The sequence below is a fragment of the Bradyrhizobium sp. AUGA SZCCT0105 genome, assembly GCF_018129565.1.
Lineage (GTDB): Bacteria > Pseudomonadota > Alphaproteobacteria > Rhizobiales > Xanthobacteraceae > Bradyrhizobium.
This window is the reverse complement of the sequence record NZ_JAFCMK010000004.1, coordinates 101386-114179: the sequence shown is the minus strand read 5'-3', so window position 1 is coordinate 114179 and position 12794 is coordinate 101386. Positions and strand designations below refer to the sequence as shown.

14 protein-coding genes are annotated in these 12794 nt (G+C 59.5%); 3 read left to right on the top strand and 11 right to left on the bottom strand.

Translation table 11 applies throughout. From position 1 onward, the window contains the following. Window positions 1-156 precede the first annotated feature (156 nt). The 8 genes from JQ573_RS20160 to JQ573_RS20125 all read right to left on the bottom strand — a co-directional run bounded on the left by JQ573_RS20160 (window position 157) and on the right by JQ573_RS20125 (window position 6122). A complete protein-coding gene (locus JQ573_RS20160; RefSeq protein WP_212316646.1) occupies window positions 157-924 on the bottom strand; it encodes a creatininase family protein in 768 nt (255 codons plus the stop codon). Further along, entirely contained in the window at window positions 925-1692 is a 768-nt protein-coding gene (locus JQ573_RS20155) for an enoyl-CoA hydratase/isomerase family protein (RefSeq protein ID WP_212316644.1), read from the bottom strand. A gap of 165 nt (window positions 1693-1857) precedes the next feature. Next, window positions 1858-2577, bottom strand: coding sequence for an ABC transporter ATP-binding protein (locus tag JQ573_RS20150; RefSeq protein WP_212316642.1), 720 nt, complete (start codon window positions 2575-2577; stop codon window positions 1858-1860). Beyond that, complete coding sequence (locus JQ573_RS20145) at window positions 2570-3295, bottom strand: ABC transporter ATP-binding protein (protein WP_212316640.1); 726 nt, start codon at window positions 3293-3295, stop codon at window positions 2570-2572. The genes JQ573_RS20150 and JQ573_RS20145 overlap by 8 nt, the downstream gene beginning before the upstream one ends. Then, window positions 3292-4293, bottom strand: coding sequence for a branched-chain amino acid ABC transporter permease (locus JQ573_RS20140; RefSeq protein WP_312011545.1), 1002 nt, complete (start codon window positions 4291-4293; stop codon window positions 3292-3294). The genes JQ573_RS20145 and JQ573_RS20140 overlap by 4 nt, the downstream gene beginning before the upstream one ends. A gap of 13 nt (window positions 4294-4306) precedes the next feature. Beyond that, window positions 4307-5176 carry a branched-chain amino acid ABC transporter permease gene (locus JQ573_RS20135; protein ID WP_212316639.1) on the bottom strand — a complete coding sequence of 290 codons (870 nt, stop codon included), beginning with the start codon at window positions 5174-5176 and terminating at the stop codon, window positions 4307-4309. 6 nt (window positions 5177-5182) lie between these two features. After that, window positions 5183-5671 (bottom strand): flavin reductase family protein, encoded by a 489-nt coding sequence (locus tag JQ573_RS20130; RefSeq protein WP_212316637.1) that lies wholly within the window; start codon window positions 5669-5671, stop codon window positions 5183-5185. Window positions 5672-5771: 100 nt separating this feature from the next. Continuing rightward, window positions 5772-6122 (bottom strand): VOC family protein, encoded by a 351-nt coding sequence (locus tag JQ573_RS20125; RefSeq protein WP_212316635.1) that lies wholly within the window; start codon window positions 6120-6122, stop codon window positions 5772-5774. 417 nt (window positions 6123-6539) lie between these two features. On the opposite strand from JQ573_RS20125, the gene JQ573_RS20120 reads away from it, so the two are divergent. Then, window positions 6540-7166 carry an Lrp/AsnC family transcriptional regulator gene (locus JQ573_RS20120; protein ID WP_212316633.1) on the top strand — a complete coding sequence of 209 codons (627 nt, stop codon included), beginning with the start codon at window positions 6540-6542 and terminating at the stop codon, window positions 7164-7166. 653 nt (window positions 7167-7819) lie between these two features. Here JQ573_RS20120 and JQ573_RS20115 read toward each other — a convergent pair. From JQ573_RS20115 to JQ573_RS20105, 3 genes are read right to left on the bottom strand one after another with little or no spacing between them, the layout of a single operon-like run. Further along, the gene (locus JQ573_RS20115; RefSeq protein WP_249132034.1) at window positions 7820-9400 is read right to left on the bottom strand and encodes a 4-hydroxyphenylacetate 3-hydroxylase N-terminal domain-containing protein; all 1581 of its coding nucleotides are present in this window, start codon (window positions 9398-9400) and stop codon (window positions 7820-7822) included. A gap of 22 nt (window positions 9401-9422) precedes the next feature. Further along, window positions 9423-9833, bottom strand: a complete 411-nt coding sequence (locus JQ573_RS20110) for a nuclear transport factor 2 family protein (RefSeq protein WP_212316631.1) — start codon at window positions 9831-9833, stop codon at window positions 9423-9425. Then, the gene (locus JQ573_RS20105; protein ID WP_249132119.1) at window positions 9830-10303 is read right to left on the bottom strand and encodes a flavin reductase family protein; all 474 of its coding nucleotides are present in this window, start codon (window positions 10301-10303) and stop codon (window positions 9830-9832) included. The genes JQ573_RS20110 and JQ573_RS20105 overlap by 4 nt, the downstream gene beginning before the upstream one ends. A gap of 383 nt (window positions 10304-10686) precedes the next feature. Between JQ573_RS20105 and JQ573_RS20100 the strand changes: the two genes are divergently transcribed. Then, window positions 10687-11601 carry a LysR family transcriptional regulator gene (locus tag JQ573_RS20100; RefSeq protein WP_212316627.1) on the top strand — a complete coding sequence of 305 codons (915 nt, stop codon included), beginning with the start codon at window positions 10687-10689 and terminating at the stop codon, window positions 11599-11601. A 246-nt stretch (window positions 11602-11847) separates the two neighbouring features. Then, window positions 11848-12774 (top strand): catalase, encoded by a 927-nt coding sequence (locus JQ573_RS20095; RefSeq protein ID WP_212316625.1) that lies wholly within the window; start codon window positions 11848-11850, stop codon window positions 12772-12774. Window positions 12775-12794: the final 20 nt, after the last annotated feature.

Genomic DNA, 12794 nt, shown 5'->3' with positions numbered 1-12794 from the left:
TTCATAGGCACGGCAACATTTTCGTCCGAATGCTGGTGGTGGCCCCGCAGCTTTCCAAATTTTGTGCTGCAGGCAGGCGGATCACATCCTGTCCGCAATCAACACCACCGCTGGCAGTTTCCCGCGCCAGGCGGCGCGTAAGAGGCCGGCGTCGCCTCATCTGGCAAACGAGGTCGCCAGTAGATCCGCGATCGCCTCGAGGCATTGCGCACCGATCTCGACGGTCGATCCATGCGGATCGCCAATGATCCCGTTGTGCGTGATCGACTTGATCCCATTCTTCCACATGGACTGAAGCTGCTGTTCAGACAGCGCGCCCAGGTACCCCACCTCGAACCGGTCCGGCCGCACGCTATCGGGGCGGAGCCACATCATGAGCGACGTCTCCGCGATATCGGCGTGCCCGCCGACTGCGTTGGGGTCACCGCCGGCGTCTCCGACCGCGCTCCGCCACCTGTCGACCCAGGCAATTGCATCGCAGAACGCATCGATCTCAACGTCGGACGCAACCGCACGCCGCAGCCGAGGAAGCATGTCGCGCAGGACGGGAAAGTTTCCGATGTGCCCGGAGAACAGCAGGATCCGCTTGAAGCCGTGCTGGGCAAGACTTGTGCAGTAATCCAGGCAGATCGATTCGAAGGTTTCCGGTCGAAGCGAGATCGTACCGGGGAAGACAAGATGGTGGGCCGAACAGCCGACCTTGATCGTCGGAGCTATCAGAGCCGAGCCGAGATGCTGCGCCAGTCTTGCCGCGAGCGCCTCCGCGTGATCGGCATCCATACACAGCGGAAGGTGCGGCCCATGCTGCTCGACAGCGCCGCACGGTATCAAGGCCGTCGAATATCCTTGCGCCAGGGCAGCCGACACCTCCTCGAAGCTCATGAGCTCCAGGCGGATTTCTTCAGGGGATGCCAGTACGGCCATTCAAGCCCTCTTTGCGTTCTTCGACAGGAAGCGGGCGCGGGCGTCTGCCGAGCTATCCCCGGTCAAATAGGCGCCGAGATCTTCGATCGTCATCGCCTCAAGCGAAGCGTCATCCATTTGTCCCGTCAAGTTCAACGAGCGCTTGATGGCGGCGAATAGTTTCGGTTCCTTCCCGCGAAGATGCCTGCATACCTCCAGGGCACGACCCGTCACATCAGCGGTGGTTGTGACCTCGCTGATCGCTCCGATTTCGAGCGCCTTCCGGGCGTCGACCAAGTCGCCCCGGTAAAGCAATGCCTGTGCTTCCCGAAGCCCCAGTTTCCGCACAGCTTGCCGCATTCCCTTGGCCGCTGGTAGGAGACCGTGGTTTATCTCGGGAAACCCGATCATGCAGGCATGATCTGCGACGACGTAATCGGCGTGAAGCAGGAATTCCAGGGCGCCTCCGACCGCATAGCCACGGACGGCGCAGACGAGCGGGCCCGGATATCGCTCCATCTCGCACAAGAGCGCGTGGAAGTCCCGCATGCGGGGTCTGGAAATCTCGATGCCGGCGACTTCCTTGATATCGCCACCCGCACTGAAGAAGCGATCACCTCCGCCGGTCAAGACGATACCTGGCGGTGACGCTTCAGCGGACACCGCACGAATCGTGTCCAGCAAACGCTTGACCAGTCCGTTGTTCAAGGCATTGGCCGGCGGCCGGTTCAAGGTCATCGTAACCATGTCGAGGTCGCGCTCGACGCGAAGGGTGCCGCCGTTCTGCATAGGGTCAACCTATGCGACGCACCCCGGAATCGGTTGCCATACAACGCATCCGCATCAGCGAGCGTCGACACAAATCGCTACCGCAGCGCTGGATCGCAGCATTTTCTGCTTCATACGCTCCGTGCTCCTCGCCGGCCGGACCAATGCCGCAGCCGCGAAACGCCACTACATTCCAAGATAAGCGCGCTGAATCTCGGAATTGCTCAGCAGTTCGTCGCTCGGTCCGTGCAGCACGATCGAGCCGTTCTCGAGGACGTAGCCGCGATTGCTCAACGCAAGGGATTTCGCGACGTTCTGCTCGATCAGCAACACCGTGATCCCTTGCTCGTGCAGCGATTTCACTACGCCAAACATCACGTCCGTCAAGGCCGGCGACAGCCCGATGGACGGCTCGTCGAACATGACGATTTCAGGCTTCGACATGATCGCGCGCCCGATGGCCAGCATCTGCTGCTCGCCACCGGATAGCGTCCCGGCCAATTGCCGCCTGCGCTCTCGAAGCCGCTCAAACAATTGATAGACGCGTTCAAGCGCTTCAAGTCGGCCGGCTTTCGCACGCTTCAGGGAACCACCCAGGAGCAGATTTTCCTCGACGGAAAGGCTCCCGAAAATCTGCCGGCCTTCGGCGACCTGCGCAATGCCGCGTTCGCAGACCTCCCATGGCGGCATCCCGGTGATATCGACGCCATTCATTTTCACGACGCCGCTCGAAGATGGCACGATGCCCGAGATCGATCTGATCAGCGAGGTCTTTCCCGCACCGTTCGCACCGACGACGCAGATCAGCTCGCCCTTGCGGATCTGCAAGGAAACACCGTTCAGCGCGTTCGATCCGTCATACGCAACGGAAAGGCCGTCGATCGATAAGAGCGCCTCGTCAGGCATGGAAGCCCGCCCCCAGATAGCTCTCGAGGACCATCGGATCTGCGACCACCTCTTCAGGACGTCCTTCGGCGATCTTGGCGCCGTGATGAAGGACGACGACACGCGACGCGACCTCCATCACGATCCGCATGACGTGCTCGACGAGCAGGATCGTCAGTCCGCCCTCAGCAAGTTTCCGCAGCACGCGGACAACACCCGCGGCTTCGGTGGGGCGGAGGCCCGCCATGACCTCGTCCAGCAGCAGTAGCCTAGGTCGCGTGGATAGCGCCTTGGCGGTTTCCAGCATTTTCCGATCCGGCAGCGTCAGCTGGTCCGTCCGCGCATTGGCCTTGCCGGCAAGTCCAACACTTTCAAGGGACTCGTATGCCGTCGACCTGGCTTCGCTGACGTTCCTGGTCCAGCTGAAGGCGCCGACCATTGCGTTCTCGAGCACCGACATGTCGCGCATCGGCCGTACGATCTGGAATGTCCGCGCGATGCCCATCCTGCAAACAAGTTCAGGCGGTGCATTCTCGATCGGATGTCCCTCGAAGACCACCTGCCCACTGGTCGGCCGCATGGCGCCCGCAACGAGATTGAAGCATGTCGTTTTTCCGGCCCCGTTCGGCCCGATCAGTGCGGTGATACGTCCGGCTTCCAACGCGAAGCTGACATCGTTCACGGCGACCAATCCGCCGAACGATTTGGAGAGATTCTTCACCTCGAGCAAGGCAGTCATTCCTCGGCCTTCCTCGGTTGCGGCAGCCACAGCCGGGACGGCAGCTGGACTGTCTTGCAGATCCGCACGATCGCCGGCCAGATGCCGTCGGGCAGGAACCAGACGACCAGCACCAGCACGACACCGTACGCGATACTGTTCAGTCCCGGGATCCGAAGACTGTCGCCGAGAGCGCTCATCAGATGGTTCAGGGGAATAGCTGCGAGCGACCCGACCAGCGGACCAAACGTCGTGCCCAACCCGCCGACCACGGGCCCTATCAGGACGTCGACGGAGAGCCCCATGCCCATGATCGAATCCGGGAATATCGATCCCTGCACCAGCGCCAGAATTCCACCACCCGCGGCCGCGGTCGCCGCCGAGATCGCAATCACAAGGATCTTGTGCCGGAATGCGCGGACACCGAGAGAGCGCGCGGCCTGTTCATCGTCCCTCATCGCTCGCCAGACATATCCGAAGTACGATCGCGATATCATTTCGGTTCCAACGATCCCCAATGCCGCCAGAGCAAGAGCCATGAAGTAGTAGAAGCGCGCGTCTCCCCGGAGCATCGAGATGTCGATTGCGCCCGTCGGCGCGGGAAAGAACAGCCCCTGCATGGCGCCAACAAACTCCCAGCCACCGAACATGATCCGGGCGAATTCGGCAGCGGCAATCGTCAGCAGGGCGAAATAGATTCCACGCACTTCAAACCGGAAGCTCAACCACGCCAGCACCGCGCCGGCAGACCCGGCAATGACCATTCCGAGCAAAAGGCCTATCCATGGAGAGACGCCGTACTTGACGTCGAGGACGGCCACCGAATAGGCGCCCAGACCGACAAAGAGGGCATGACCGATCGACAGTTGCCCGCCTATCCCCAGCATCAAATTCCAGGATTGCCCAAGGAACGTGAACAGCAGCACGATCGTCAGCAACGAGATGAGGTACGGGCTTGCCAGCGCGCCGACCAAGGCAAGGACAACAAGGACCGATCCCCCGGCGAGCCACCGCTTCACTTCGGTCCCGCCATCAAATCTCTCTTGCACCAAAAAACCCTCTCGGACGGAAAATCAGGACGAGGATCAGGAACGCATATGGAAGCGCCGTCTTCATCGACGGAGCGAACATCAACGCAGCAATCGCTTCGGCGACGCCAATCATCAGGCCACCCAGCAGCGCTCCACTGAAACTACCGAGACCACCGACGATGACTGTCACGAAGGCCAGCAGGGTAAAGTCGACCGCGAGATATGGCTGGGCGTCGAACAAGGGAGATATCAATGCGCCGGCAACGCCCGCGCAGGCCGCTCCGATACCAAACGTCACCGCATAGATCCGAGGAATGTTCAGTCCGACGACAAGGCCGCCCAAGCGGTTGTCCGCGGCCGCCCGCAAGGACCGGCCGAACGATGAAAACTTCAGATACGCCCCCAGCAGCGTGATGAGCAGGCCTGCGGTTGCCGCCGCCTGAAGTCGCGCCAGATCCAGCGTCACGAAGCCGAGCGACACGGTGTGAAACGAGAGCTGGGATGCGGTCGGGCGCGGATCCGGCCCGAATGCCACCAGCAGGGCGCCGCTGAAGAGCAGCGACAGACCGATGAAGACGATGAATTGATAGTGATGCGGCCGGTTGACGAACCGTTTGACGAGCAGGGCCTCCAGAAAATATCCAAAAATGAACATCACGACCGCTGCGATCGCTGCCGCGACGATGATCGGCACGTCCCAAAGGTGGACGGCCCAATAGCCGATGTAGACGCCAAACACGACCATCTCACCGTGCGCGAAGTTGACGACGCGCATGACGCCAAAAATGATCGTCAGGCCGAGCGCTACGAGCCCGTAGACGAGACCGAGCAGAATGCCGCTCGCGAGAACATTGAGCCAGAGTGACAGCATCGGTGGTTACTGGCGCTTGGGCACGGTGAATTCACCCTTCACATAGACAAGGGGTTCGCGATCGGCGTTTGTCGCCTGCGCGACCACCTCGCCGACGAAGATCGTATGACTGCCGGCATCGTGCGAACCGGACACTCGGCAATCAAAGCTGCAGATCGCCTCGACGAGACTCGGCGCCCCCGTCGCGAGCTCGCGCCACAAGCCTTCGCTGAACCGTATGTCGCCCTTGCTGCCGTCCTGCCCTGCGAATTTCTGCGCCAACGCAGCGTGATCCGCCGTGAGGATGTTCCAGCAGAATGATCCGCTCTGCTTGATCGTATCATGGGCGCCGGCCGACTTGTTGACGCAGACCAGCACGCTCGATGGCTCTGTCGACACCGAGCAACCGGCCGTCAGTGTCAAACCGTGCCTGCACGGCCGCGCGCCTGTCGTGACGATCGACACGGCGCCCGGGACGTTGCGCATGGCGCTGCGGAATTCCGTGCTGCTGAACATCGGGATTTCTTGACCGGGCATGGGCGACACTCGGAAGTTCATCATGATGGATTGCTCCGATACATAGAGACCAAGCTGTCCAGAGGGCTGATTCGCCCGCCTATCTGGGTGCGGCTTGAAAGAGCTGGATCGTATTGTTTTCCGGGTCCCTGAAATCAGCGACCCGGCCGTGCGCGCCCATGTCACGAACCTCGCCAAGCGCCTGCGCGCCCTGCGCCTGCGCGCGCTTCAGAGCCCCCTCCAGATCATCCACCTCGAACACGAGGACGGCATTCCGAGACGGCACGGAGACGGATTCGGCCGGGCTTGCGATGCAAAGGGCGGCTTTCTCGCCTGCGAATTGAATCCACTTTCCGCCGTCAGCGAAGCGGATCGGCAATCCGAGCGCCTCGTAAAACCCGGCCAGCGCTTCGGGCTTCGCGGCGGTGAGGTAAGCCTGCTTGAGCTTCATGTGTCACTCCCGATTCCGAGCGCCCCGTCGATCTGCGATTTCTCCGCAGACTTCGGCTGTCCTGCGATCGTGGCGCAGCGGCCCCGGCATGAATGCTCAAACAGTTCACCTCCCGCATGATCAATCGGCATCTTATGCTGCCGCATCCGGCCTTTGACGTCATTCCTCAGCGGCCGCGGGTCGGCGATCGCGTGCTCCGGATACCCGAAGCCGACCACGACGTCCCTGCCAACTCTGCGGCGCCGGATAGGCGGCCAGCCCGAAGGAGATTGACCGTTTTTCGATATAAGTCGTCATTTCGTCGAAATTCTACAACCGCGGCTGCGGTTAGCATTCGTGTCATCGAGATGTCACCACGCGGGATAACGCGCGGCACCGGGCCTCGATACAACGACCATTCGCCCATGGGAGAACGACATGACAACGACGGCTCTCGACAGGATCGACATCAAGATTTTGAATGAGCTCCAGCAGAACGCCAGTCTGACCAATGTCGAGCTTGCTTCCCGCGTCAACCTTTCGCCGTCGCCGTGCCTTGTCCGAGTTCGTACGCTCGAGAAGCTCGGCGTGATCGATCGACGGATCGCCGTACTCGATCCGGCAGTCCTCGGCATCGGCGTCACCGCCTTCATCCAGGTTAAGCTTGAGAAGCAGGTTCAGCTATCGCTCGAGAACTTCACGCGCTCAATCGATCGCCTGAGCCAGGTGATGGAGTGTTACCTAATGACGGGAGACAGCGATTACCTGCTCCGCGTGATGGTGTCTGACATCGCGGCTCTCGAAGACCTCATCGTAAACAAGCTCTCGCGCATAGCCGGCGTGACCAGCATCCGTTCAAATCTGGCATTGAAGCGGATTTCTCACAAGACGGTGCTTCCGATCGACTCGAACCAGCCCGTTCAGATCAAGTCGTCTCATTCAAGCTCCCGACGCATCGATCGATCGGCCGAGCCGCAATACGACGCTAGGCCTCAGCCGAGGTTTGACGGCAGCATGAGCATCGAGACTTCGCGCGCGCTTGATCACAATACGGCCGGTCTCTAGCGGCCGATGTGCCCTCGAAGGATGGCCGCGACGCCATGCTGACCACCCGCCGGATCCCGACACCTCGTCAACAATGCCAGAGTCCGCCGCCTGGCCATTTTCGCGGGTCGTAGGAAATCGCGCGAGATCGTAATCTGGCGTGCAAAATCGAGCGGTGGCGGAGAGAGAGAAGCTAGAGCCAAACTTGCTCACCAGCCGCACATCGTGACGCCATAGCCATCTAATTGATTTCAAATCAGAAATCAGACTGGTCCGCTTACATCGTTTCTGTGAACGGCCTCGGAGCCGTCTGCCCGAGGCCGCGCAATTCGGCGAGCCTCAGGGGATCCCTGCCGGCGGCTATCCTGGGCGATGTTCGTATCGCCTGCGGCATTAAGACTGTTTGACACCAAAGTCGTAGTGCAAATGAGAGAAAGGGGAGTCGCGGAAAACGCCATCGGGCGCGACTCCGGCCGGCATCAGCACAAACTCGCAACCAGGCTATCCTTGACGCCGAATACCACGTCGGAATCGAGATATTCGTCGCCCTCTGCGAATACGTGCGTCACCAGCGTTTGAAGTGCGGCGATGTCGCGCCCTGAAAGTCCACGAGTGGGATCGCGAATGTCCGATGGACAATCGCGACCCCTTTCTGTTGCCGATCTAGCCTGCTGTTATTCGGCCGCGGTGCTCATGTAGCGCTTCTGGACGTCCTGCGCCTTGGCGTAGTCGGGCTGGAAGCGAACGTTGGCATAGTGCGAACTCTTCTGCTCCTCCTGGGCTCGCTTGCCGAGCTCCGCCGTATCGCCAAAACCGAGAACTTGGCGAGCTAGCTCTGTTAACGGGCCGTCGACCTGATATTCCGTGCGCTGCATCGTCAGCAGATTGATCAGATAGAGCGGCGTCCCGTTGAACTTCTCGAACATCTCGTGCCGGTTTCCCCATTCGGTCAGGAATCGCTCGCTGATCTGACGGAAGATCTTGATACGGTCGTGGGCACTTATCTCGGCGCCGCGTAACGCTTCGGCGAGTTTCGGGCCGATGTAGGGATCCTCGAGCTCCCGCTTCGACGGCTGGATGACGACTCCGCGGCCGCAGAAATCGATGAGCATGTTGACCATCTTGTTCTGGTTCTCAAGATAGTAGGCTCGGCCGAAGTCAATGTAGATGTTGTTCGGTTTGAACAGACCGCCAGGAGTAGCGAAGCCTGTCTCCTCGGCCGCAATCATGAATGCGCGGCACGTCTCGCGGAAGCGAATGAGTTCGGCCAGCTGAGCTTGGACGACGGGATTGTTGCTGGTGCCCAGAGACTGGGTGAGAAGCAGCGCAAGACCGACCATCAGTTCGGCGTGGACGCAATGTCGGATTTGGGTCTCGAGGTGTACCCAGTCAAACTGACGTTGCGGATACCACTTGGCATGTTCCGGATTGCCAACATGTTGGACGCAATCCCACGGAATAACGGCATCGTCGAAGTAGACCATCGCATCCAGCTCGTCGCCGATCGTGGCCAGGGGGCGGTCATACGGGTCGGCATCTGGCTGAGCGTTGGACTTGCGCGCGACGACTGAGATCCCCTTCGTCGCGATCGGGATCAACGCGTAAACGGTCTGCTCCGGAGTCTGGCCAGGACGCCACAGGTTCCCGATCAGGAGATGATTGACGAACGGGACAGACGTGCCGATTGCCTTCCACCCCCGAACGAGAATGCCGTCGTCGCGCTCCTCGATAATTTTGAGCATTGGCGTCTCGGCCATTGCATTGTCGCGACCGCGGTCGAATTGCACGTCGAGGAACATCGGGGAAATGGCAAAGTCCTTCGATGTCACCTCTTCCCACTGACGCTGGATATTGCCGGAGAGATCTCGCTTCTTTCCAGAGAACCGCGAATTGTCCGACCAGGGCTTCTGGTCGTCAACCTGGGTAAACATAACGACGTTCATTCCGGCCGGCGGCCGCGTGAAGATCCCACCCTTGAAGTGACGGCACAGAAAATCGCAGTACTCGCGACGCTTGATAACGTCCTCCTTGGACCGAGGAAGGAACCAATGCATGGACTGCCGATTGCCCGCATCGTCGGCGAACGTCGCGATATCTTGATATTTTGGATCAAGATGAAGATCGTAGTACTCGGCGATCGCGTTGGCGTAGCCCTTGGTCATCGGATGGGACGTTACGTCCTCAATCAATTCGCCTCCAACGTACACGCGCCGCCCGTCGCGAAGCGACGCAAGATATTCAGCACCGGATCTCATTGTCAGTCCTCCTTGGGGGTTGTCAGGAAAGTTGTCGCTGAAGCGTTGCAGCGTCCCAGTAGTCTTCGCTGCAGCGTATCAAGCCGCCCTCGATCTTGACGAGTTGGACACCTCGCAGGGAAATGGCCTTGGCCAGCTGAATGCTGTCTTTGCGCGGCGCTGTCGCGTGCATGGTATAGAAGATCGCGACTGCCCCATCTTCCCTACCAACCATCGCCTTTACTTCCCAGCGAACATCGGGCAGCCACGAAAACAGCTTCTGCATTCCGGACACGATTTCGTCGACCCCGCGCTTCGTGCGCATTTGAGACACTTCATCGTGCGTCGCGTCATCGCGATACAATTCACGGATCGTATCGGGATCATGATTGTCGTAAGCGGCGTAGAGCTTCTTTGCGATCCCGATCGGGGTTAGTTCGACCGACAACCTCATGCTCGCGCCTCCAAATCGATACCGTGCATGTAGCGACCATGCCCGTAGAGCAATGGCGGGCGAGGGCCCGGAGCATCGATGCTCTCGATTGCAGCGATCGCAACGAGATGGCTGCCGACGATCAATTGCTCGACCGTCCGGCATGTGAAAACCACCGACGCATCTCGCACCTTCGGTATCCCGTTCGCTCCCAACACTCTCTCTGCCGGCAAGACATGTTCATCGACGTACTTGTCGCCATTCGGACGCGAACAAACCTCCGAAAGATGACGTTGGTCCTGACTGAGAAGATTGACGGCGAACCGCCCGAAATCGCGAACGTCCGCTGCAGTAACGGTCTTGCTGTTCAGACAGACCAGAATCGTGGGGGGATCCATGCAGATCGAGGTGAACGAATTAATCGTCATTCCCCATGGTCTACCGTCGTGCCAGGTAGTTACGACACTCACACTTCCGACAAAGTGACGCATCGCCGCCCGAAACGCATTCGCATCCACTTCGGTTTGCGAAGACGAACATCTGGCTGCTATTCCTCCGACTTTTTTCGCTCTCTTCATCGCGCGCCTCGTTGCGACAATTCTTCTGTCGAAGAGGCTAGGTGGCGTCGGCGTCAAAATCTAATCGATATTTGAAATCCCAACTATCCGTGGCATGGATCACTTGGCTGCTGCGATGCAGCGACAGGATCGGATGCCCGCAAACGCGTCAATCGATGAACGAATAAGCGGACGCTGCACATAGCCCTTCAGCTCGGGTGATTGCCGCTCCGTCAGGTCGCGATCGTCGGCTTCGCATTTGCGTGGTGCGTTATCGTTCAGTTTGCTAGGCTCGCGCCTTTCATTGGGGGACCGCGATGAACCTGCGAAACATCGATCTAAATCTCCTTGTGATCCTTGATGCTCTCCTCACCGAACGAAACGTCAGTCGAGCTGGGGAACGTATCGGGCTCAGTCAGTCGGCGATGAGCGCCGCACTCGCTCGGCTTCGCGACATCTTCGGTGATCCGTTGCTCGTGCGCGCCGGCCGGGATTTGGTCCTGACGCGAAATGCAGAAGAGCTGATCGTTCCGCTAAAAGACGCGCTGAATAGGATCGAACAGACTCTGCTGCGGCGTCCGAGTTTCGATCCCGCAAGTGATGCCAGAACATTTTCTATTAGCGCATCCGATTATGCGGGATTGGTCCTTTTGACTCCGCTCGTCCGAATGATTGCAAACGAGGCTCCGAATGTGACCATACATCTGCTGCCCCGAGCGCGAGACGCCGCGCGCGTTTTGCAGACCAATCAGGCCGACATCGTTATCGAGCCCACCGAACTGTTCGGTTCAAGTGATTACCCGAGCTGCGCGCTGCTGAGCGATCGCTGGCTTTGCGCCGTCGATGCCGATCACCCTGATATCGCCGGTGATGTGCTTACCGAGGAACAATTTCTTCAATTGCCCCACCTCGTTTACGGGATCGGCACTGATAGGCAACTGAACCTCGCCGACCAGCACCTTGCAAACGCGGGCATAGCCCGCCGCATCCAGGTGACGGTTGAAAGCTTTCTGCTCAATCCGTTTCTAATTCAGGGGACTCGATTGGTGAGTCTCGTCCTGGAGCGGGCCGCCAAGAAGCTAGCCGCGACATTGAAGATTAGATTGCTCGCGCCTCCGCACGCCCTCCCGGATATTCATGAGGCCATGTACTGGCACCCCCGCCATACTACCGACCCAGGACATAAGTGGCTGCGCGAAAAGCTTTCATCCGTGGCCAAAGAAATGAGCTGAACCTGAAACATCCAGAAGTTTCGCGACACCCCGTGGGCGGACGGCGGCGACGGCGGCGATTGTGCGCCTGCGCCAAGCAGGCGCCCCAGCCTACGAATTTACCTATTCATACGGACAATTCTTGAATTATTGCCGAGACTTATCCATTAGCAGCAATCGCTCTGCAATCAGGTCAATCGCTCGGGGGCGACGGCACGTTCGGCCAGGTAGACCTTTACGATTACCGGCTTTCGAACCAAGGTCGCCATGTCCGAGTTCCCGAAGGGCGCTCCTTCGCCCGCCTCGATTGTTGACGCGCTGAAAGCGGTGGCTGGCGATCCGCCAAAAGCGCGCGCCAGCTTTGCCAAAGGCCAATGCGTCCACGGCACCTACATTCCGTCAAATCAGGCGGAAGAAATTACTAGATCGCGAAGCTTCACAAGACCATCACGCGTGTTGGCGCGCTTCTCGGTGGGCGACGGCGATCCCAATGTGGCGGATAGCGAAAATCTCGTGCCGCGCGGCTTCAGCTTCAGACTCGGCAACAGCAACCATCGCTCAGACATCCTTGCACAAGACTGTCCCGTTCATTATGCACGGACGCTTGAGCAGATGATAGCGTTCCTCGAGGTACGCGTTCCGGGCCCCGATGGAAAGCTGGATTCGGAAAAAATCCGAGCGTTCTCTGCTGCTAATCCCGAAACACTGCATCAAGTCAACTACATCGCCGCGCGGCCGCCGCCGGCGAGCTTTGCCAGCACGACCTATTGGGGTGTGCATTGCTTTCCTGCCACCAATGCGATGGACGAGACACGGTTCATCAAATTCAAGATCGCGCCGGTCGGCGGCGAAGTGGCGCTGACCGAATCGCCCGCGAACACGAGGTCAACTGACTTCCTGCACACCGAACTCAAACGGCGTGTCAAGAAAGGCAATATGCGCTTCAGCGTAATGGCGCTGCTTGACCGGCCCAATGACCCTATCATGGACCTGACTGTTCGATGGCCCGATGAGGATAATCGCGAGGCAGTGCGCCTTGGTACGATAGTGATCACCGGCATCGAGCCAAACGAAGCTTGCGATGGCTCCATGTTCGATCCAGCAAAACTTGCCGAAGGCATTGGCCACCCGCACGACGAGATCTTTGCTGCGCGGGCCGTGGCCTACGCCATCTCGCTGAAGATGCGCCGCTGATCGGACGCGCTGCCGCGCAT